The following is a 22380-nucleotide window of genomic DNA, read 5'->3' as shown; positions in this document are numbered from 1 at the left end:
AGCAAGGAGAGAGAGCGGTATGACACAATTAACAGTTAAAGCACTGAGTGAAGAGATTGGTACGCCAGTTGACCGCTTAATTGAACAACTTGCTGATGCAGGCATGAAGAAAGCAGGGTCGGACCAAGTGACTGATTCAGAGAAGCAAACATTGCTAACGCACCTTAAAAAGGAGCACGGCGATACTTCTGGTGAAACAGAACCGACTCGTTTAACTCTTCAACGCAAGACCCGCAGCACGCTAAGTGTTGCCGCTGGAGGCGGTAAGAGTAAGGATGTTCAAGTTGAGGTACGTAAAAAGCGTACTTACGTGAAGCGCAGCACTATTGAAGATGAAGCGAAACGTGAAGCTGAGGAAGTAGCTAATCGTGAAGCGGAAGAGAAAGCACAACGCGATGCTGAAGAGCAAGCGAAACGTGATGCTGCAGAGAAAGCACAGCGCGAAGCCGAAGCAAAAGTAACACGTGAAGCGGATGCAAAACGTGAAGCTGAAGAGAAGGCTCAACGCGCACAAGCTGAAAAGGCTAAAAAAGACATGAATTCAAAAAATGCAGACGCTAACGCACAAGCGAAAAAAGAAGCGGATGAACTTAAAGCTCGTCAAGAGCAAGAAGCAACTCGTAAAGCCGAAGCTGAAGCAGCTAAGCTTGTTGAAGAAGCTCGTAAGTTAGCAGAAGAGAACCAAGAACGTTGGTCTGAAGAAGAGAAGAAGAAGAAAGAGCAAGAGAAATCTGCGGATTACCATGTGACGACTTCTACTTACGCTCGTGAAGCTGAAGATGCGGCAGACAAAAAAGATGAGAAAGCACCTCGTCGTCGCAAGAAGAAACCAGCTCCAGCAACTCAACCTGGCAATAACCGTGGTGGTCGTAACCAACGCGGTCGTGGCGGTAAAGGTAAGCTTGCTAAACCAACTTCAATGCAGCAAGGCTTCGATAAGTCAGCGACTGTTGCAAAATCTGACGTTGCTATCGGCGAAACTATCGTTGTTTCTGAACTGGCTAGCAAAATGTCAGTTAAAGCAACTGAAGTTATCAAAGTAATGATGAAGATGGGCGCTATGGCGACTATCAACCAAGTGATCGACCAAGAAACAGCACAACTTGTTGCTGAAGAAATGGGTCACAAGGTAATCCTACGTAAAGAAAACGAACTTGAAGAAGCAGTACTAGCTGACCGTGATAGCGATGCTATCGCTGAAGGTCGTGCTCCTGTTGTTACTATCATGGGTCACGTTGACCACGGTAAAACTTCAACACTTGACTACATTCGTAAAGCACACGTTGCTTCTGGCGAAGCTGGCGGTATCACGCAGCACATTGGTGCTTACCACGTAGATACTGACAACGGCATGATCACGTTCCTTGATACTCCTGGACACGCGGCCTTTACTGCTATGCGTGCTCGTGGTGCTCAAGCGACAGATATCGTTGTACTTGTTGTTGCTGCAGACGATGGCGTAATGCCACAAACAATCGAAGCAATCCAGCACGCGAAAGCGGCAGGCGTTCCTCTGATTGTTGCTGTGAACAAGATCGACAAAGAGGGTGCAAACCCAGACAACGTTAAGAATGAGCTAGCTCAATACGACGTTATCCCTGAAGAATGGGGCGGTGAGAACATCTTCGTTCACATCTCTGCAAAACAGGGTACAAACATTGATGGTCTTCTAGAGTCTATCCTTCTTCAGTCTGAAGTTCTTGAGCTTACAGCGGTTAAAGAAGGCATGGCATCTGGTGTTGTTGTTGAATCTCGTCTTGATAAAGGTCGCGGTCCAGTTGCAACAGTACTAGTACAGTCTGGTACTCTAAACAAAGGCGATATCGTTCTTTGTGGTCAAGAGTACGGCCGTGTTCGTGCAATGCGTGATGAAAACGGTAAAGACATCGAAACTGCAGGTCCATCTATCCCTGTAGAAATTCTAGGTCTTTCTGGCGTTCCTGCTTCAGGTGATGAAGCGACTGTTGTACGTGATGAGCGTAAAGCTCGTGAAGTTGCAAACTACCGTCAAGGTAAATTCCGTGATGTTAAACTAGCTCGCCAACAAAAAGCGAAACTAGAGAACATGTTCGCGAACATGACGGCAGGCGAAGTTGCTGAACTTAACGTTGTACTTAAAGCTGACGTTCAAGGTTCTGTAGAAGCGATTGCTGACTCTCTACTGAAACTGTCAACTGACGAAGTTAAAGTGAACATCGTAGGTTCTGGTGTTGGTGGTATTACTGAAACTGACGCAACGCTTGCTGCAGCTTCTAACGCTATCATCCTTGGTTTCAACGTTCGTGCTGACGCAACTGCGCGTAATACAGTTCAGAACGAAAACCTAGATCTACGTTACTACTCAATCATCTACCAACTGATTGACGAAGTTAAACAGGCAATGGGCGGTATGCTTGCTCCTGAATTCCGTCAAGAAATCATTGGTCTTGCACAAGTTCGTGACGTATTTAAGTCGCCTAAACTTGGTGCAATCGCTGGTTGTATCGTTACTGAAGGTACGATTAAGCGTAGCAACCCAATCCGTGTACTTCGTGAAAACGTTGTTATCTACGAAGGTGAACTAGAGTCACTTCGTCGCTTTAAAGATGACGTTCAAGAAGTTAAGAATGGTTACGAGTGTGGTGTTGGCGTTAAGAACTACAACGACGTTCGCGTTGGTGACCAGATTGAAGTATTCGAAATCGTTGAGGTTAAACGTACTCTAGACTAATCAGTCTGTACGACTCGACATATTGACTAAGGTTACTAACATTACTAATAAAGGTAATAAGGTAATCGGTTGTTGAATACACCATGGGGGGCTGGTAATTACCAAGCCCCCCATCTTTCTAAGTGAGAAAAGAAAATGTCAAAAGAATTTAGCCGCACACAACGTGTGTCTCAGCAGCTTCAAAAGGAGCTTGCGCTTATCCTACAACGTGAAGTTCGTGACTCACGTATCGGTATGGTAACTATCTCAGACGTAGAAGTGTCTCGTGACCTTGCTTACGCAAAAGTGTTCGTTACTTTCCTATGTATCGGTGAGCAAACACCTGAATCATGTCTTGCTGCTCTTAAAGAGCATGAAGTGCCAGTTCGTATGGCTCTTGGTAAACGTATTCGTCACCGTCTAACACCTGAAGTGCGTTTTACTTACGACAACACACTAGTAGAAGGCATGCGTATGTCTAACTTAGTAAGTGAAGTTTTAAACGACGATAAGCGTAAGCAAGAAGAGTCTGGCCGCACTGACGAAACTCAGTCTAAGGGCGAAGAGTAATGGCTCGCCGTCGTAAAGGTCGCCCTATCAACGGGGTAATTCTGTTAGATAAGCCAACGGGCATTTCGTCTAATGATGCACTGCAAAAAGTAAAACGTATTTACTTTGCAGAGAAGGCAGGGCACACCGGTGCTCTTGATCCTCTTGCGACTGGCATGCTGCCAATTTGTCTTGGTGAAGCAACGAAGTTTTCTCAGTTTCTATTGGATTCTGACAAGCGCTACGTAGTAATCGCTAAGCTTGGTGAGCGTACCAATACCTCTGACTCTGATGGTGAAGTGGTTGAAACGCGTGAAATCAACGTGACTCAAGAGCAACTTGAACGCTGCATTGCAAGCTTCAAAGGGGAAACCGACCAGATTCCATCAATGTTCTCAGCATTGAAGTATCAAGGTAAGCCTTTGTATGAATACGCACGTGCAGGTATCGAGGTGCCTCGTGAATCTCGTAAAATTACTGTTTACTCTATTGAACTGCTTCGCTTTGAAGGTGATGAAGTTGAGATGGAAGTGCATTGTTCAAAAGGCACTTACATCCGTACAATCACCGATGATCTTGGTGAAATGCTAGGTTGTGGTGCCCACGTGACCATGCTTCGCCGTACTGGTGTTGCTAAGTATCCGTACGATCGTATGGTGACTTTGGAGCAGTTGAACGAGATCCTAGAGCAAGCGCAGGCGCAAGAAATTGCACCCAAAGAGCTGCTTGATCCACTATTAATGCCAATGGACACAGCCGTTGAAGACTTACCAGAAGTTAACTTAAACGCGGAACTGACTGACCTAGTTCAGCACGGTATGCCCGTTCAGGTTTCTGGTGCGCCAACTGAAGGTACGGTTCGCATGACAAGTGGTGAAGAGAAGCTGTTTGTTGGCGTTGCTCAAATTGCTGAAGATGGCCGAGTTGCACCGAAGCGTTTGGTTGTTTTCAGAGATGAAGAGCCACAAGCGTAACGCTGAAACCTAATTAGGTATTGGCGCTTAGCCTGGAAAAGCGAATCAATAATATAGAAAGCGAGCCCTTAATTTTAATGGTTCGCTTTTTTCGTTTTTCATGAGTTCGATTGTTATTGCACCAACTCGTAAACTTCCCTATAATCCTCGGCTCGCGTAGCGGCTGAATCAGAGATTGGCTGCTACAAATATAAACTTACTCTTATCAGGAGAGATTTATGTCTCTGAATGCAGAAACTAAAGCAGCAATCGTTGCAGAATACGCACAATCTGAAGGCGACACAGGTTCACCAGAAGTACAAGTAGCACTACTTACTGCTTCTATCAACCACCTACAAGGTCACTTCAAAGCGCACAAACACGATCACCACAGCCGTCGTGGTCTATTACGTATGGTTTCTAGCCGTCGTAAGCTTCTTGATTACTTGAAAGGCAAAAACCTTACTCGTTACCAAGACCTAATCAAGCGTCTAGGCCTACGTCGCTAATAGCGATGTCTGCAAAGACAGTTTGAAGAAAAGGAGCATTTATGCTCCTTTTTTTGTGCCTGTTATATTTTTAATGTTAAAAATGAAGGTTCTCTGTGCGGTTAACCTGATTTTTAATCGTGAAAATGTCTCTTACCAAGAAAATAGTTTATACTCTCGCACGCGAATAATTGTTTGATTATTTCGCACCCTAATTAGCTCAACAATAACAGTCACAGATGTCGGCCAATAGGTCGCGACTATTAAAAGCAGATGTTTAGTCTGATTGAACTTCTCGTCTTTTTTTACTAGTCGCGATTAGTTATTGCTGAGCATTCATTCACTTATTCTGAAAAGAGATTTTCAGATGAAGGATATACAATGTTTGAAAAACCAGTTGTAAAGTCATTCCAGTACGGTAACCACACCGTTACTCTAGAAACGGGCGTAATGGCACGTCAAGCTACTGCTGCTGTAATGGCGACTATGGACGATACATCAGTATTCGTTTCTGTTGTTGCTAAAAAAGAAGCTGTTGCGGGTCAAGATTTCTTCCCTCTAACAGTTAACTACCAAGAGCGTACATACGCTGCGGGTAAAATCCCTGGTGGTTTCTTCAAGCGTGAAGGTCGTCCATCTGAAGGCGAAACACTAACAGCTCGTCTGATTGACCGTCCAATTCGCCCACTTTTCCCAAGTGCGTTTAAAAACGAAGTTCAAGTTATCGCTACGGTTGTTTCTATCAACCCTGACGTAAACCCTGACATGATCACTATGATCGCAACGTCTGCTGCACTTGCTATCTCTGGTGCTCCATTCAATGGTCCTATCGGTGCTGCACGTGTTGGTCATATCGACGGCGAACTTGTTCTTAACCCATCAAATACTGAGCTTGAAAACTCTAAACTAGACCTAGTTGTGTCTGGTACAGAAGGCGCAGTACTTATGGTTGAATCTGAAGCAGATAACCTATCTGAAGAAGAAATGCTTTCAGCTGTTGTTTACGGTCACGACCAACAACAAGTTGTAATCAAAGCAATCAACGAGTTTGCTGCTGAAGTTGCAACTCCATCTTGGAACTGGGAAGCGCCAGCAGTTAACACTGAGCTTAAAGCTCAAGTTGCTGAACTTGCTGAAACTCGTCTATCTGACGCGTACCAGATCACTGAGAAAATGGCTCGTTACGAGCAAGTTGGCGCAATCAAGAACGACACTGTTGAAGCTCTAATTGCACAAGACGAAAACCTAGATGAGCGCGAAATCCGCGGCATGCTTGGTTCTCTAGAGAAAAACGTAGTACGTAGCCGCATCATTGCTGGCAACCCACGTATCGATGGCCGTGAAAAAGATATGGTTCGTGCGCTAGACGTACGTACTGGTGTTCTTCCACGTACACACGGTTCTTCTCTATTCACTCGTGGTGAAACTCAAGCACTTGTTACTGCAACGCTTGGTACACAACGTGATGCACAAATCATCGACAGCCTAATGGGTGAGAAGAAAGACAACTTCCTTCTACACTACAACTTCCCTCCATACTGTGTAGGTGAGACTGGTTTTGTTGGTTCTCCTAAGCGTCGTGAAATTGGTCACGGTAAGCTTGCTAAACGTGGTATCCAAGCAGTAATGCCTTCTGTTGACGAATTCCCATACACAGTTCGTGTTGTATCGGAAATCACAGAATCTAACGGTTCTTCTTCAATGGCTTCTGTATGTGGTACATCTCTAGCTCTTATGGATGCTGGTGTTCCAATCAAAGCTTCTGTTGCGGGTATCGCAATGGGTCTTGTTAAAGAAGGCGACGATTTCGTAGTTCTTTCTGACATCCTTGGCGACGAAGATCACCTAGGTGACATGGACTTTAAAGTAGCAGGTACTAACGCTGGTATCACTGCACTTCAAATGGACATCAAGATCGAAGGTATCACTAAAGAGATCATGCAAATTGCTCTTAACCAAGCGCAAGGTGCACGTAAGCACATCCTTTCTGTTATGGATGAAGCTATCTCAGGTGCTCGTGAAGATATCTCTGAATTCGCTCCACGTATCCACACAATGAAAATCAGCTCTGATAAGATCAAAGATGTTATCGGTAAAGGCGGCGCAGTTATCCGTGCTCTTTGTGAAGAAACAGGTACTACAATCGAAATCGAAGACGATGGCACAATCAAGATTGCTGCTACTGAAGGCGCAGCTGCTAAAGAAGCTATCCGTCGTATCGAAGAGATCACTGCTGAAGTTGAAGTTGGCCGCATTTACCAAGGTAAAGTTGCTCGTCTAGCTGACTTCGGTGCATTCGTTACTATCCTTCCAGGTAAAGATGGTCTAGTACACATATCTCAAATCGCTGACAAGCGCGTTGAGAAAGTGTCTGACTACCTAACTGAAGGTCAAGAAGTACCAGTTAAGGTTCTTGAAATTGACCGTCAAGGCCGTGTACGTCTAAGCATGAAAGAAGCAGTTGAAACGCCAGCTGAAGGCGAAGCACCTGCTGCTGAGTAATTCTTAGCCTATTAATGGGACTATCGCTTTTTAGTGATTTCTAACCCATTGGTAAAAAAGCATGTTATAAAGGGGAGCATATCGCTCCCCTTTTTTATTGCGGTCATAACAGGAGTAATTATTTGTGAAATGGTTTCAAACCGCGAGTATGTGTTTACTGCTTGTACTGACAGGTTGTGCGACAACATCAGATAACACCTCACGTTGGGTTTATCCACCAATGGCTGTGCCGCTGCAACCAAGCGTTCAGCAAGAGGTTCAAATTGCACGTCTTAGTCAATTATTACAGCGCCCAGACTTGAATGATGAAGTTCGATCTAAGATGCTGTTTGAACGTGGTAACTACTACGATAGTGTTGGCCTGCGTGATCTAGCACGTCTCGACTTCAACCAATCTCTTTCATTGAACCCTGCTCAACCTGATATCTTCAACCTTTTGGGGGTTTACTTTACGCAGGTAGGGGAGTTTGATGCGGCTTATGAATCTTTTGATTCTACGTTAGAGCTTGATCCTGCAAACTCTTACGCAGAAAGAAATCGCTCTATCGCACTCTACTACGGCGAGCGCTATGATTTAGCCAATGAAGAGATGACGAAGCATTATACCGATGATCCAAGTGATCCATTCCGTGCGCTTTGGTTGTATATCATTCAGCACGAACTCACGCCAGAGCAAGCTAAGCTTGATTTGCAAAAACGTTACGAGAGCCGTGATGAGCAGTGGGGTTGGGTATTAGTCGCGATTATGCTTGATGACATTACTGAAGAGCAGGCATTCAAAGCGATTCTAACTGGGACTCGTGACAACACGTTACTTGCGCAGCGTCTAACTGAGACATATTTCTACCTTGCTAAGCGTTACCACATGAATGGGGACTACGCGAATGCGATCTCTCTGTACAAGTTGTCAGTGTCTTTCAATGTGTATGAATATGTAGAGCATCGTTACTCTTTCTTAGAGCTAAGCCGTATATTTACTACTCTTAAAGCCGAGCACTTAGCAAAAGTTAAGTTGGCTGAGGCCGAAGAAAAAGCCGACACAAAGTAAACGATATATTTTGATTCCGAAGAACCGCTGCCTGTCAGCGGTTTTTTTATGCTCCTTTTTTATACTCCTTTTTTATAAACAAGGGGGCTAGTTTTGATTGATTTTTATTTAAACAACACTAAAATAGTTAGCCTTGCTAACTAAATGCGATTCTTGATTAGGTGAGTATGCTGAACCAGAATTTAGAAAAGATTGAGCGCTTCGCCTCTAAGATATGGCGAACTCAGGTAAATGAAGACCCTATTTGCCAATTGAGCTTCAATGAGTATGACTATTTGAAGGTCATTCAATCTTCTCCTGAACCGATCCGATTGACTGATCTTGCGATTGAGATGCAGGTTACAAAGCCTTCAGCAACCACTATGGTTCAGAGACTAGAGAGAAAGGGGCTTGTTGAGCGTAAAGCTTCTCTCGAAGATGCGAGGTCTAAGTTGGTCGTATTGACTAGCAAAGCTGAAGTCGGCTTAGAAGAAGAAAGTAAGATCTATCAGGTCATGGCACAGATACTGGAAAGTCGCTTGTCTGAGCAAGAGTCTCAGCAGCTAAACCTATTATTAAATAAAGCTTTGAAGTAAATAATTTAGATATTTAGTTAGCCTTGTTAACTAATTTTCGAGTCATATCTTGTTGATATGCGACTCACAGATGAAAGTAGAGTAAGAAATGAGTAACTCAATTAGTCGCCAGTTTTGGCGATACACAATCCCCACTGTGGCTGCCATGTTGGTTAATGGCCTGTACCAAGTGGTGGATGGCATTTTCATTGGCCGCTATGTGGGGGCTGATGGACTTGCAGGTATCAATGTTGCGTGGCCTGTGATTGGTTCGATTCTCGGTATTGGTATGTTGGTGGGCGTGGGTACCGGTGCACTGGTCTCGATTCGCCAAGGTGAAAAAGATACTCAAGGCGCTAAGCAGATCTTAGCAACGGGCTTAACCTTGTTGTTAGCGATAACGCCTATTGTCTCCGCATTGCTGTTTTTGTTTGCTGATAACTTCTTGCTTTGGCAGGGCGCTGAAGGGCGAGTGTATGAACTTGGCCTACAATACTTACACATTCTGATTGGCGCGAGTGTCTTCACGCTAGGTTCGATCGCGATGCCGTTTTTACTGCGTAACGATGACAGCCCGAACTTGGCCACCATACTGATGATTGTCGGTGCGGTGATCAATATAGCTCTGGATTATCTGTTTATTGCTCAGCTTGGTTGGGAGTTGAAGGGTGCAGCATTGGCAACCGCGATTGCTCAGTTTGTAGTAACAGGTTTGGGGTTAGCTTACTTCTTCTCACGTCGAGCAAACCTGCGCTTGCGTTGGAATGAACTGAGACTGAAGCTTGATGTGATTCCACAAATCTTTGCCATTGGTACATCAAGCTTCTTTATGTACGCTTACGGTTCGATGATGGTTGCGCTGCACAATGCGTTGTTCTCTCAATATGGCGACCAGTTGATGATTGGTGCTTACGCGATTTTGGGCTACATAGTGACGGTTTATTACCTCACAGCGGAAGGCATCGCAAATGGTATGCAGCCTTTAGTGAGTTACAACCACGGTGCTCGCAATCAAGCGAATATCCGTAAGTTATTGAAGATTGCGATGGTGAGCTCTGTCTTGATTGGTGTGGCGTTCGTACTGCTTCTGAACGCGTTCCCACGTGAGTTTGTGTCAGTCTTTAACTCAGATGAACCTCAGCTAGTTGAGTACACCGTGTTGGGTATTCGATTGCACATGTTTGCACTGGCGCTTGATGGTTTCTTAGTGGTAGCGGGTGCTTACTATCAGGCGGTCAACAAAGGCAGTAAAGCGATGTTTGTCATGCTAGGTAATATGCTTATCCAGTTACCTTTCTTGTACATTATGCCTAAGTTGTACGGTGTGCCGGGGATCTGGGTTGCGTACCCACTGTCTAATATTGCGCTAAGTGTGGTGGTGATGGTGATGCTCTACAAAGATGTAAAGAAGCTCGATGTCTCACCGATGGATACAGCGGCGGCATAGGTCGTATTTCTTAAGTAGAATTAAAAAGGTCTAGCGAATGCTAGACCTTTTTGTCTCTGTGGCTGATGGGTTTAACTCTAGAAACTAGATGTTTTTAACGTCTAAACCCGCAAGCTGATGCCAGTAGCCATTGCACTGGCGGCTTTCAATCTTCATTGGTTTTTGACCTTGCTCGTTCGCTCTGAAGTTATTGATTTCAGAGAAAGTGTCGATACCCAATGGACTCAGGCGAACGACATCGACCAAGTCATGCATACTCGGCAGATCATTGACTAGGTTGTAGCAGTAACCTGATTGCGTCTGGATACCATTAAGGTTAAATACCGATTGGCCCTCTTGGCTTTCGACCTGTAGACCTGTTGGGTATTTGATGCAGCAGGTTTCGCAATCGTCTTTGGCTTTGTTCTCTGCTCGGGCTGTAAAGCAACGTGCAGAGTAAGCAAGAGGTAAGTAGCCATGGCTAAACACTTCTACTTCGAACTTATTACGAATATTAAGCTCTTCGCACTGTGTCATTACGTTGCTTAGCCACTCGCGAGAAAGCTCAACGGGCATACACCAACGCGTCATACCTTGTTTCAAGAACAGGTTCAGAGTGCGTGCATTGTAGGTGTTCACCGCAGGGCCAACAACAAAAGGCACCTTACTTTCACTTGCCAGTTGAATCGCAGATACATCATTGGCTTCAATGGCGAAGTCACCGTTATCAATGTACTTCTTCATGATGTTGACTTCGCTTGGGGCTTCTAGCAATGCCATGGTTGAAAGTACCACTTGCTTACCTGAATCAGACAGCTCTTTTGCTATGTCCATCCAGTGTTTTGCTTTCATCTCACGGCGCTTTGAGCACACCGCTTCACCGAGGTAGATAATGTCAGCTGAGCTTGATTTTGCTTGCTCATAGAAGCTTTCAACATCTTGTTTTGGCCAAAAATAAAGTAGAGGGCCTAATGCGTATTTCATTGAGTTCTCCATTTGGCTCTATTGCCATTTACGGTGGTAAGCGCCAAGCGTGGTTTGTGTACCTTCAGATACATTCGCCAGTGTCGCATTCCAAGCTTGTTCCACTTGGTATTGTTCAGGGTTCGCTAAGTAGCGATCGATGGCTGCGCGCCAAGTGCGAGTGACTTGCTCGACATAAGCAGGGCTACGTTGGCGACCTTCAATCTTCACAGAAGCAACATTCGCGGCGAAAAGCTCTGGCAACATAGATAGTGTGTTAAGGCTAGTTGGCTCTTCAAGTGCGTGATAACGCTTTCGCTCACCATCTACTTCTGCTTCAAATCGGCCTTTACATAGCGTTGGGTAACCTGCGTTCTCACCTGCTTCATACTTGTCGATAAGGATTTCGTTCAAGCGAGATTCAAGTCCGCCATCCGTTTCTTGCCAGCGAACGTATTTTGCTGGAGAACATGCCCCAACCGTATTTGGCGATTCACCCGTCATGTATGAAGAGAGGTAGCAACGGCCTTCTGCCATGATACATAAGCTACCAAAAGCGAATACTTCGAGGTCAACGTCAGAAGTGATGTTACGAGAAAGCTGTTTGACCTGATGGATCGACAATACGCGCGGCAATACCACACGCTTAACGTTGAAATTTTTATGATAGAAGTCGATAGCGGCTGCATTGGTCGCAGATGCTTGTACTGATAAGTGCAGCTCTAGTTCTGGATATTTATTTGCAGCGTACTCGAGCACCGCAATGTCAGCGATGATCAGCGCATCAACGCCTAGTGCGGCGGCGTTATCTACAGCGTTAGTCCAGCGTTCGAAGCCGTTTGGGTGAGCAAAAGTATTTAAGGCAACGTGAATTTTCTTGTTGCGGTCATGCACATACTGCACAGCACGATCGAGCTTTTTACCCGCAAAGTTAAGGCCTGCGAAGTGTCGGGCATTCGTATCGTCTTTGAATCCGATATAGACAGCATCCGCACCGCAATCAATAGCGGTTTTCAAAGCAGGTAAGTTACCCGCTGGGCATAAGAGTTCCATTTGCTCACTACCAATAGAATAAAATTGAAGCGAGTATTTTATGAAGAATTATGAATGACGGAATTGATGTAAGGCAGGTTTAGATGGATAAATCTGCTTTTACCCCATTTGAGGTACTGACGAATGGCGAATTTACGCTTTAGCTTGGTGTTGGAGGGCGTGTTTAATTAATTCTTGTGACGACGGTTTTGGGCGAACAGTTCTTCAACCTCTTGTTTTGGTTGAGGGCGATAGAAGTGGAAACCTTGAATTGAACCACAGTTGAGGTTAGACAGCAGAGTTGCTTGTTCACTGGTTTCGACACCCTCTGCAACCACGGTTAAATCGAGAGATTTCCCAAGGTTGATGATGTTTTCAATTACGGTAATTTGCTTTGGTAAGGTATCGATATCTGAGATAAAAGCCCGGTCAATTTTAAGCTCATCAATCGGAAAGCGAGCAAGGTAAGATAGAGAAGAGTAACCCGTACCAAAGTCATCGATGGATAACGCAAAGCCAAGTCTCTTAATCGCGTTCAGCATTTGAAGCGTGTGTTCACTATCACTCATTACGGCACTTTCTGTAAGCTCAAAGGTAATCGCACTTGGATCTAGCTCAGTAGAACGCAGCAACTTCTCCATGAAATCAATCAATTTTGGATTACCAAACTGCTCTGGTGAAAGGTTGATCGCGACGCGACCAGGTAAAATACCTTGCATCTTCCAACGTTTCACCGTGGCAAATACTTCGCGCATTACCACACGACCAAGTTGTTCAATAAGGCCAGCTCGTTCCGCTACAGGAATAAATGCGGCAGGGCTAATATAACCTTCTACGGGGTGTTTCCAACGTACCAGAGCTTCTGCTCCGTTAATGGTGAAGTCACGCGCATTTACTTTTGGTTGGTACCAAACCTCAAGCCCGTTCTGTTGCAGTGCTTTTTGCAGTTCTATCTCAAGCCACAGTCGCATTCGCGCTTCTTTGTTCATCTGTTCGTTGAACTTGATCAGGCGGTTGCGTCCACGATCCTTAGCTTCATACATTGCGGTGTCAGCATTCTGTAGCAAGATACGTGCGTCACAGCCATCGTGAGGAAAGCTCACACTACCAATCGAGCAGGCTAAACGCTTGCTAAAATGGTGGAGATCGAAGGGTTGGTTGATCAGAGATATGATCTTTTCAGAGAGTATTTCAGGTGTTCGTGGGTGTTCAGGCTCAGGTAGAATAATACCAAATTCATCACCGCCTAAATGGCCAATAATAGCTTGACGAGGCAGTTGTCGTTTTAAGCGAGATGCGACCTCTTTAATCACTTTATCACCGATGTGGTGGCCAAGTGAGTCATTGATATTTTTGAAGTTATCGATGTCTAAGTAGAGCATCACAACAGGGGTCTTGTTGTGAATGAACTGCTCAAGGCTTTTGGTAAACCCAAGTCGGTTGTAGAGCTTAGTCAGTGTATCGATGTAGGCATCTTCACTGTTAGCGGGTGTGTATTGTTTTGTTGTTTCTTGAGCGTCTTGAATAAGTACGAGTTGGGTACTGCTTCCAAGAATGACCGTCGAGTCGATATTTAACTGAACTTTACGTTCAAAGCCACATCGAGCACCCGTTAAACAAACCAAGCCAGACTCAGAAATAATGGAGCTGAGGTCATTATTAAAGACTGTTTTGGTTTGTTCATCGATAAATAATCGGCCTAACTCTTCGCCAATCAATTCTGTGGTGGAGTTAAAACCAAGTAAGCGCGCAGCTGCAGGGTTCGAAGACAGAATGTAGTCGTTTTCAACTAATAGCAATCCGTCTGGGAGCAGGTGAGATAGCTTGTGGAATTTCGCTTCAGACTCTTCTAACGAACGGACAAGTACTTGGTTTTCAGATGTATCGAAGGCGTGAAAGATGATGTATTCAGTCTTTTTTCCATTGGTAAGCGGAGATAGGCTGAAGTGAAGGCTAGTGTCTAAAGCCGTTTCGTTTAGGGTAATTTCCGCCTCAATCGTTTCGCCATTGAATGCACGCTCATAGTAAGGCTTAAGGTGTTGGTAGAATTGCCCGCCCAAGGTTTGGCGGTCATTCATGCCTACAAGCTCTGTTTTACTTAAACCAGCAATATCACAGTAACGCTCATTCACCATAAAATAGTTATGTTGAGCATCAAGTACCGCAAAAAAGAACGGGCTGTTTGCAGTTAGCTGTGTAAACCAATGTTGTAGTTGCTGGGGAGGCATCAAAGTACTACCAATTCTCCAAGAGCTTGAATATTCACTATCGATAAACATTGATTGCTTTTTGTTCAGCTATCGATGTTTACTTGTGAGTGCAGCGATTCGCTGTGATTTTCATGACCAGAGTTACTATAACTGCGATTATCAATATATTAAAGGTCGAGCATCAAACTGAATTAATTTGATACATAACAGTAACTGAGATCTCAACATCATCTATGATGCTTTCTATATTATTGACAAAGTTACGGATAAGTCACGTGATAAACAAGATACGCACTCAACTAGTTCAAAATGCCGCATCAATTTTGCGATCTCCAGTCCAGTTATTACCAAAATCAGTACAAAAAAAAGCCTTATTAGAAGCATTGAAAAATGTATTCAAGGAGGCTTTAGAGGATGGTGATTTTGAGTTCTTAGAAGACAAGTGGCTTAAAGTTTCAATAAAAGATATGGGGTTAAGTTGGTGTATTAGCTACAAAAATGAGCAACTAGTTGTCGCTGATAAAGAGGTCAATGAAGATGTGAGTTTTAGTGGCAATCTAAATGATCTCGTGTTGATTGCTGGGCGAAAAGAAGACCCAGATACGCTTTTCTTCCAGCGTCGACTGTCGATTGAAGGGGATACTGAGCTCGGTTTAGAGGTCAAAAACTTGATGGATAGCGTAGATTTGGACTTATTGCCGGCTCCTATGAAAACTTTGTTAAATCAATTAGCTGATTTTGTGCAGAAGGGAGTACAATCCCCAGATACACAAAGTGAGGTAATGAATGCTTATTCGAACTGAAGCACCGGCAGATATACTTGTCATTGATCGTTTATTGAAATCTGTTTTTGAAACGGATGCAGAAGCTAATTTGGTTATGAGCTTACGTGAGAATAGTCATTTAACGCTATCGCTGGTGGCTTGTTCTGATGAAGGGGAGGTGGTTGGTCACCTGATGTTTAGCCCTCTTACTCTTGATGGTGACGATCATAACTGGCAGGGGCTCGCACCTCTCGCCGTGAAAGAAGAGTTCCGCAATCAAGGCATTGCCAAATCACTGGTTGAAGACGCATTTTCTACTTTGGTAGATTTTGGTTACCCAGCCTGTGTTGTACTCGGTGATCCTGCTTACTACGGTCGTTTTGGTTTCAAGGCGGCGAGCGAATTTGGCCTGAGTTGTGTTTGGGATGTGCCTGAAGGCGCTTTTCAAGCGATTGAGTTGGTAGAAGGGGCGTTTGCTGGGCATTCTGGTGAAATTGCTTACAGCCCAGAGTTCAACGACTTATAAGCTGATTTACCACTCAATAAGATACAAACTGATTTAGTCTAAATAAAGGAGCTTGATGCTCCTTTATTTTTTGTTAGTATCAGCCCCAATGAGCACCGTTTAAGTTCACTCGAAGAATATTAATACCAACAAACCAAAGGTTACGACCGCTAGATATGTCACAAACACACGCGCAATATCTACAAGAGATGGGCATTAGCCAATGGGAGTTAAGTCACCCAGAGCGTTTGGCTGGTTATGAATCTGAATTGATTCCGCTATCGAGCGATTGCAAGTTACTATTGGTTTCGCCTGAAAAACCTCAGGAAGATCTCGCCGTGATGTTTGAGCGAGTACTCAAAAGTATCAAGCTCGACTTATCTCAAGCTTTACACCTTCAACCGCAACACTTGTCTGCTGTGGATTTAAGTTCGGTTGAATGGGTATGGTTTGCTGGTTGCGAATCTGCCCATGAACTGAAGGCAAAAACACTTCAATCTTCATTACTGTCTGACATTAACGGTAATAACCAACATCGCCGCGACTTATGGCAACAAATTTGTGCTTATGACTAATCAACTTTTACCCACTTCAGAACAACACCTAGACGCAATTTGGCAAATTGAGCAGGCCGCGCATTCTCATCCATGGTCTGAAACCATGATCCGAGATCTTGAGAGTCGAGGTGCTTGTCATCATGTTCTTGAAGTCGATGGGCAAGTGGTCGGGTACTTCTTTGCGCAAAATATCGTTGGCGAAGTCACGTTGCTTAATATCGCGGTAGACCCAAGCCAGCAAGGCAAAGGGTATGGGAAAGCGTTAACTGAACATTTCCTTGATATGTGCGAACAAGCTGACGCGGAAAGTGCTTGGCTGGAAGTTCGCGAAAGTAATGTGAATGCTTTTAATCTTTACGAGAAGGCTGGCTTTAATGAAGTCGACCGCCGTCGTAACTATTATCCAACTAAGCAAGGCAACGAAGACGCCATCATTATGAGCTATCTTTTTATGTCTTTTAGCTAGTCATGTTACGCCTTTTCGCGAACTAGACCGCTAGCTCCGGAATGAGCCACAAAATAGGGTGTAAACTGACCCTTTAGAAAGTGACACGCTTTCTGTATAATCCGCACACAGAATTCAAGGGCAAGTATTATCTACTTGCCCTTTTTACGCTTTAGATCAGCAAAGGGCGACTATGTCTTTCCAACAAGAAGTGAGCAAACGTAGAACGTTTGCGATTATCTCTCACCCGGATGCGGGTAAAACCACGATTACTGAAAAAGTTCTTTTATTCGGAAACGCGATTCAAAAAGCGGGTACCGTAAAAGGCCGTGGCTCTAACCAGCACGCTAAATCTGACTGGATGGAGATGGAAAAAGAACGTGGTATCTCGGTAACTACGTCTGTAATGCAATTCCCATACAACGATTGTCTAGTCAACCTACTCGATACTCCTGGACACGAAGATTTCTCGGAAGATACGTACCGTACATTAACCGCGGTTGACTCTTGTTTGATGGTTATCGATGCTGCGAAAGGTGTCGAGGATCGTACTCGTAAACTGATGGAAGTAACGCGTTTACGTGATACACCAATCGTAACGTTTATGAACAAACTTGACCGTGATGTTCGTGACCCAATGGAAGTGCTAGATGAAGTGGAAAGCGAGCTAGGTATGGCTTGTGCTCCAATCTCTTGGCCTATCGGTTGTGGTAAAGAGTTTAAAGGCGTTTACCACATTCACCGTGATGAAACGATTTTGTATGAATCTGGCCACGGCCATGAGATCCAAGAAGTTCGCATTATCAAAGGTCTAGATAACCCTGAACTAGACGAAGCTGTTGGCGAAGATCTGGCGAGCAGCGTTCGTGAAGAGCTTGAATTGGTTATTGGCGCATGTCCTGAGTTTGATCACGAACTATTCCTTGCTGGCGAGTTGACTCCAGTTTACTTCGGTACTGCATTGGGTAACTTCGGTGTTGACCATATGCTTGACGGCCTAACTCGATGGGCTCCTGCACCTCAAACGCGTCAAGCAAATGAGCGTGATGTTGAAGCGACTGAAGAGAAGTTCTCTGGTTTCGTATTTAAGATCCAAGCAAACATGGATCCAAAACACCGTGACCGTATCGCATTCATGCGTATCGTATCGGGCACTTACGACCAAGGTATGAAGATGAACCATGTTCGTACTGGTAAGAACGTGAGTATCTCAGATGCAGTAACCTTCATGGCGGGTGACCGTGCTCGTGCTGAAAAAGCATACGCGGGTGACATCATTGGTCTGCATAACCACGGCACAATCCAGATTGGCGATACCTTTACTCAAGGCGAAAGCTTGAAGTTTGCTGGTATTCCTAACTTTGCGCCTGAGCTATTCCGTCGTATTCGTCTGCGCGATCCATTAAAGCAGAAGCAACTTCTAAAAGGCTTGGTTCAGCTTTCTGAAGAGGGCGCGGTTCAAGTATTCCGTCCTTTGCAAAATAACGATCTGATCGTTGGTGCAGTTGGTGTACTTCAGTTTGATGTGGTTGTAGCGCGCTTGAAAGCGGAATACAACGTTGAAGCGATTTACGAAGGTGTGAACGTTGCAACTGCACGTTGGGTTGAATGTGATGACGCTAAGAAACTAGAAGAGTTCAAACGTAAGAGCCAAGCTAACCTAGCGTTAGATGGTGGTGATAACCTGTCTTATATTGCACCGACTATGGTGAATTTGAACCTAGCTTCTGAACGTTTCCCAGAAGTTCAATTCCGAGCGACGCGCGAGCACTAATCACTCTGTGCTCTATTCGAGTTAAACAAAAACGTCTATTGTTCTGCAATAGGCGTTTTTTTATTCGTGTCATTTGAGGTTAGAGGCTTAAGGTAAGTATGTTCAGTTGGATAAAAGCTTGGATTAAGAAATACGACAAGTGGTGCGAAGAGCTTGGCTTAACGCCTGAAAATAAGCGCAGCTGTGTGGCTTATCGCCGTGATCCTCAAGGAAAACAAACAGAGAGCAGGGAAGATGACATCGAAAATAAGTGACTTTCCGCTGTTTGACACCCATTGCCATGCGGACTTTGACATCTTTGAGCAAGGTTTTTCACTTGATAAAGGTATTGAAGGTTACGTTAAAGAGGCGAAACAGGCGCAAGTCGAGAAGTTGATCATCCCTTCTATTGGCCAAAGTAACTGGAGGAAGCTTGATGAAATCGCTCAATCTTACCCTAATGTTTACTACGCTTTAGGTTTCCATCCTTATTTTTTAGAGCAAGCCAATGACGAGCAATTCTCAGAGCTTCACCGATTACTCTCATCAAAACACAGTCAATGCGTTGCGATAGGAGAGTGTGGTCTCGACTTTTTTGTCGATGTTGCACGGGAGAAACAAGAGCGTTTTTTCATCCAACAAATAGAGCTAGCTAAGGCGTTTAAGCTGCCTTTAATCATCCATGAAAGGAAGTCTTTTAACCGACTTATTGAGCTAATAAAGCAGTATAAATTTACTTTGGGTGGTGTGATTCATGGATTTTCAGGGAGCGAACAGCAGGCTTTGGCGTGGATTCGGCTTGGTTTCTATATTGGCGTCGGTGGAACGATTACTTACCCAAGAGCACAAAAAACACGCACCACTATCTCAAAACTGCCTCTTGAATGCCTGGTATTAGAAACGGATGCCCCGGATATGCCCATGCATGGAAAACAAGGAAATGTTAATCATTCCAAGTATTTAGTTACGATCTTAAATGAACTATTTTTGCTTAGAAAAGAACCGAAGCAATCGGTTGCAGCGCAAATTTGGCAAAATAGCCATCGCGCATTCGGTATATGTGAATAAAATCGAAGGTTTTTGTTTATCGTTTGCGTAAATTGCACTTGGCTTGTGATTTGGCTCACATTTACGTGTGAATGGTACATGAATCTTCTACGAAAGTGTGAGGACGGCATTACTTTATTAGTGGTCGCATGAGTATAATTGCCTCCGCTTTATAGCCCCATTTTGTAACACGCCAATAAATAACTAATAAGGAAGTCATAAACTATGAGCCTGTTTATGAGCCTCGTCGGAATGGTTGCACTGATTGCAATCGCAGTACTACTATCCGACAACCGCAAAGCAATTAATCTAAGAACAGTGGGTGGCGCTTTCGCTATCCAATTCGCACTTGGTGCATTCGTACTTTACATCCCTTGGGGTCGTGATCTACTTGCAGGTTTCTCTGCTGGTGTAGCAAACGTGATCGACTACGGTAAAGATGGTACTGGCTTCCTATTTGGTAGCCTTGTTAACTTCTCAGTTGACGGTATCGGATTCATCTTTGCATTCCAAGTTCTACCAACACTAATCTTCTTCTCTGCTCTTATCTCTGTACTTTACTACATTGGTGCGATGCAAGTTGTAATCAAGGTTCTTGGTGGTGGTCTTCAGAAAGCTCTAGGTACTTCTCGCGCCGAGTCTATGTCTGCAGCTGCAAACATCTTCGTTGGTCAAACGGAAGCGCCTCTAGTTGTTCGTCCATTTGTTCCTAAAATGACTAACTCTGAACTATTCGCAGTAATGTGTGGTGGTTTAGCGTCTGTTGCTGGTGGTGTACTAGCGGGTTACGCATCTATGGGTGTACCTCTAGAGTACCTAGTAGCAGCGTCATTCATGGCAGCACCTGGTGGTCTACTATTCGCTAAAATCATCAAGCCTGAAACTGATGAAGTTGACGAGAACCTAGGTTCAGACATCGACGGTGGCGACGACAAGCCTGCTAACGTTATCGATGCAGCTGCTGGCGGTGCGTCAGTTGGTCTACAACTAGCACTTAACGTTGGTGCAATGCTACTAGCATTCATCGGTCTAATCGCTCTTATCAACGGTATCCTAGGTGGCATCGGTGGTTGGTTCGGTATGGAAAACCTAACTCTAGAACTTCTTCTAGGTTGGATCTTCGCACCGTTAGCATTCATCATTGGTGTTCCATGGGAAGAAGCAACTATTGCTGGTTCTTTCATTGGTCAGAAGACAGTTGTTAACGAATTCGTTGCATACCTAAACTTCGTACCATACATCGGTGAAAACGCTCAAATCGTTGAAGCGACTGGTCAAGTAATGTCTGTTAAGACTCAAGCAATTATCTCGTTCGCTCTATGTGGTTTCGCAAACCTTTCTTCAATTGCGATTCTTCTAGGTGGTCTAGGTGGTATTGCTCCAAACCGTCGTCACGACATCGCACGTATGGGTGTTAAAGCGGTTGTAGCTGGTACTCTATCTAACCTGATGGCAGCAACAATTGCTGGCTTCTTCCTGTCTTTCTAATCAGTTAGAAATCGATATATAGACGCCATAATAATATCGCCCCGTAGCAAGAAATTGCTGCGGGGCTTTTTTGTTTTTGGGCCTAGTGATTTTGAGCATTAGCATGAGTGAATGCTTGAAGTCGAAAATGGGTCTAGAATGTTTTTTTGAGATACAAACCGTTTGCGTTCTAAGGAGCACTACAATTTATTGATGGATACCTATAATGTATTAGCTAAAGGGATAGGATGTCTCTGCTGGCAAGAAAGTAACATTGAGATTAGCTCGAACGTTATTCTTCTGGGATTAAGCCAAACTTAGCAATACGCTATATTAGCAATACACTATAGATGTTAGACACAACATGACTGATTTGTTGTGCCATAGACCAAACTGGTACTGTGCGGTGACAAGGATTGCAATTGGTAGCGAAAGTTATCAAGTCTTCAGGGAACCAAGTCCGTTCATTTGTGACTACTGAGCATTACTAAAATATCCATCTATACTGGATGGATGGTGAAGTAGTTAACTATTTGAATATATTGATCGGAGATAGAAATGAGCGATTTAAAAGCAGCAGCTCTACGTGCACTTAAACTTATGGACCTAACTACGCTAAATGACGACGATACTACTGAAAAAGTAGTGGCACTTTGTCATGACGCGAAGACTGCAGTTGGCAACACCGCTGCAATCTGTATTTACCCTCGCTTCATCCCAGCAGCTAAAAAGGCGTTGCGTGAGCAAGGTACTCCAGAAGTACGCATTGCGACTGTAACTAACTTCCCTCATGGTAATGACGACATCGAAATTGCTGTTGCAGAAACAAAAGCAGCGGTAGCGTACGGCGCAGACGAAGTTGACGTAGTATTCCCATACCGTGCTCTTATTGCTGGCAACGAAGAAGTGGGTTTTGAGCTAGTTAAACAGTGTAAAGCCGCTTGTGGTGACATCACGCTTAAAGTGATCATCGAAACTGGTGAGCTAAAAGAAGAAGCACTGATCAAGAAAGCTTCTCAAATCTGTATCGAAGCCGGTGCAGACTTCATCAAAACTTCAACCGGTAAAGTGCCAGTAAACGCGACTCCTGAGTTCGCACGCATGATGCTTGAAGTTATTCGTGACATGGGCGTAGCTAAAACAGTGGGTTTCAAACCAGCTGGTGGAGTACGTACAGCTGAAGATGCTCAAGCTTACCTAGCGATGGCTGATGAGCTACTAGGCGCTGAGTGGGCAGACAACATGCACTACCGTTTTGGTGCTTCAAGCCTACTGACTAACCTTCTTAATACATTAGAAGTGACAGACGAAACTGCTGATCCAGCAGCATACTAATTTACCTATCGGGTATAACAAGTCTGTTTGATGGAGTGGTGTTAAGTCACTCCATATTACCTCTTTCCCTACAAACCATACTCACTAGAGTTT

General features: G+C 44.4%; 20 protein-coding genes. 17 read left to right on the top strand and 3 right to left on the bottom strand.

Annotation, left to right across the window (positions count from 1 at the left end; translation table 11 throughout):
• Positions 1 to 19: 19 nt before the first annotated feature.
• From infB to OCV30_RS12340, 8 genes are all read left to right on the top strand, one after another.
• Positions 20 to 2710, top strand: coding sequence for a translation initiation factor IF-2 (infB, locus tag OCV30_RS12375; protein ID WP_009847541.1), 2691 nt, complete (start codon positions 20 to 22; stop codon positions 2708 to 2710).
• 135 nt (positions 2711 to 2845) lie between these two features.
• Positions 2846 to 3259 (top strand): 30S ribosome-binding factor RbfA, encoded by a 414-nt coding sequence (gene rbfA, locus OCV30_RS12370; RefSeq protein ID WP_009847540.1) that lies wholly within the window; start codon positions 2846 to 2848, stop codon positions 3257 to 3259.
• Positions 3259 to 4212 (top strand): tRNA pseudouridine(55) synthase TruB, encoded by a 954-nt coding sequence (gene truB / locus OCV30_RS12365; RefSeq protein ID WP_065678093.1) that lies wholly within the window; start codon positions 3259 to 3261, stop codon positions 4210 to 4212. The genes rbfA and truB overlap by 1 nt, the downstream gene beginning before the upstream one ends.
• Positions 4213 to 4430: 218 nt before the next feature.
• Positions 4431 to 4700, top strand: a complete 270-nt coding sequence (gene rpsO, locus OCV30_RS12360; RefSeq protein WP_004734493.1) for a 30S ribosomal protein S15 — start codon at positions 4431 to 4433, stop codon at positions 4698 to 4700.
• Positions 4701 to 5060: 360 nt separating this feature from the next.
• Positions 5061 to 7181: a polyribonucleotide nucleotidyltransferase gene (gene pnp, locus OCV30_RS12355; protein ID WP_012604701.1), complete on the top strand. Its 2121-nt coding sequence runs from the start codon at positions 5061 to 5063 to the stop codon at positions 7179 to 7181.
• 124 nt (positions 7182 to 7305) lie between these two features.
• Positions 7306 to 8229, top strand: a complete 924-nt coding sequence (gene nlpI, locus OCV30_RS12350; protein ID WP_009847537.1) for a lipoprotein NlpI — start codon at positions 7306 to 7308, stop codon at positions 8227 to 8229.
• A 167-nt stretch (positions 8230 to 8396) separates the two neighbouring features.
• Positions 8397 to 8804 (top strand): MarR family winged helix-turn-helix transcriptional regulator, encoded by a 408-nt coding sequence (locus OCV30_RS12345; RefSeq protein WP_009847536.1) that lies wholly within the window; start codon positions 8397 to 8399, stop codon positions 8802 to 8804.
• Positions 8805 to 8892: 88 nt separating this feature from the next.
• On the top strand, positions 8893 to 10230 hold the full coding sequence (locus tag OCV30_RS12340) for an MATE family efflux transporter (RefSeq protein ID WP_065678094.1): 1338 nt from the start codon (positions 8893 to 8895) through the stop codon (positions 10228 to 10230).
• Positions 10231 to 10314: 84 nt separating this feature from the next.
• Here OCV30_RS12340 and OCV30_RS12335 read toward each other — a convergent pair whose 3' ends face one another.
• The 3 genes from OCV30_RS12335 to OCV30_RS12325 form a co-directional block, all read right to left on the bottom strand.
• The gene (locus OCV30_RS12335; RefSeq protein WP_017096660.1) at positions 10315 to 11193 is read right to left on the bottom strand and encodes a U32 family peptidase; all 879 of its coding nucleotides are present in this window, start codon (positions 11191 to 11193) and stop codon (positions 10315 to 10317) included.
• Positions 11194 to 11211: 18 nt separating this feature from the next.
• On the bottom strand, positions 11212 to 12225 hold the full coding sequence (gene ubiU / locus OCV30_RS12330) for a ubiquinone anaerobic biosynthesis protein UbiU (protein WP_009847533.1): 1014 nt from the start codon (positions 12223 to 12225) through the stop codon (positions 11212 to 11214).
• Between the two features lie 167 nt (positions 12226 to 12392).
• Positions 12393 to 14432, bottom strand: a complete 2040-nt coding sequence (locus OCV30_RS12325; protein ID WP_065678095.1) for a sensor domain-containing protein — start codon at positions 14430 to 14432, stop codon at positions 12393 to 12395.
• A 257-nt stretch (positions 14433 to 14689) separates the two neighbouring features.
• Between OCV30_RS12325 and ubiT the strand changes: the two genes are divergently transcribed.
• From ubiT to deoC, 9 genes are all read left to right on the top strand, one after another.
• The gene (gene ubiT / locus OCV30_RS12320) at positions 14690 to 15217 is read left to right on the top strand and encodes a ubiquinone anaerobic biosynthesis accessory factor UbiT (RefSeq protein ID WP_065678096.1); all 528 of its coding nucleotides are present in this window, start codon (positions 14690 to 14692) and stop codon (positions 15215 to 15217) included.
• A complete protein-coding gene (locus OCV30_RS12315; RefSeq protein WP_009847530.1) occupies positions 15201 to 15704 on the top strand; it encodes a GNAT family N-acetyltransferase in 504 nt (167 codons plus the stop codon). The genes ubiT and OCV30_RS12315 overlap by 17 nt, the downstream gene beginning before the upstream one ends.
• A gap of 155 nt (positions 15705 to 15859) precedes the next feature.
• Positions 15860 to 16258, top strand: a complete 399-nt coding sequence (locus OCV30_RS12310) for a DNA polymerase III subunit psi (protein WP_065678097.1) — start codon at positions 15860 to 15862, stop codon at positions 16256 to 16258.
• Positions 16251 to 16706 carry a ribosomal protein S18-alanine N-acetyltransferase gene (gene rimI, locus OCV30_RS12305; protein WP_065678098.1) on the top strand — a complete coding sequence of 152 codons (456 nt, stop codon included), beginning with the start codon at positions 16251 to 16253 and terminating at the stop codon, positions 16704 to 16706. The genes OCV30_RS12310 and rimI overlap by 8 nt, the downstream gene beginning before the upstream one ends.
• Positions 16707 to 16878: 172 nt before the next feature.
• Entirely contained in the window at positions 16879 to 18459 is a 1581-nt protein-coding gene (gene prfC, locus OCV30_RS12300; RefSeq protein WP_012604694.1) for a peptide chain release factor 3, read from the top strand.
• A gap of 98 nt (positions 18460 to 18557) precedes the next feature.
• Positions 18558 to 18713 carry a DUF5363 family protein gene (locus OCV30_RS12295; RefSeq protein WP_167351934.1) on the top strand — a complete coding sequence of 52 codons (156 nt, stop codon included), beginning with the start codon at positions 18558 to 18560 and terminating at the stop codon, positions 18711 to 18713.
• The gene (locus OCV30_RS12290; protein ID WP_065678099.1) at positions 18694 to 19506 is read left to right on the top strand and encodes a TatD family hydrolase; all 813 of its coding nucleotides are present in this window, start codon (positions 18694 to 18696) and stop codon (positions 19504 to 19506) included. The genes OCV30_RS12295 and OCV30_RS12290 overlap by 20 nt, the downstream gene beginning before the upstream one ends.
• 204 nt (positions 19507 to 19710) lie before the next feature.
• Positions 19711 to 20973 (top strand): NupC/NupG family nucleoside CNT transporter, encoded by a 1263-nt coding sequence (locus OCV30_RS12285; protein ID WP_009847523.1) that lies wholly within the window; start codon positions 19711 to 19713, stop codon positions 20971 to 20973.
• 537 nt (positions 20974 to 21510) lie between these two features.
• Positions 21511 to 22287: a deoxyribose-phosphate aldolase gene (gene deoC, locus OCV30_RS12280; RefSeq protein WP_017080007.1), complete on the top strand. Its 777-nt coding sequence runs from the start codon at positions 21511 to 21513 to the stop codon at positions 22285 to 22287.
• Positions 22288 to 22380 lie beyond the last annotated feature (93 nt).

This window comes from Vibrio atlanticus, assembly GCF_024347315.1.
In the GTDB taxonomy this organism is placed as follows: domain Bacteria; phylum Pseudomonadota; class Gammaproteobacteria; order Enterobacterales; family Vibrionaceae; genus Vibrio; species Vibrio atlanticus.
This window is presented reverse-complemented; position numbering and strand designations above follow the sequence as displayed.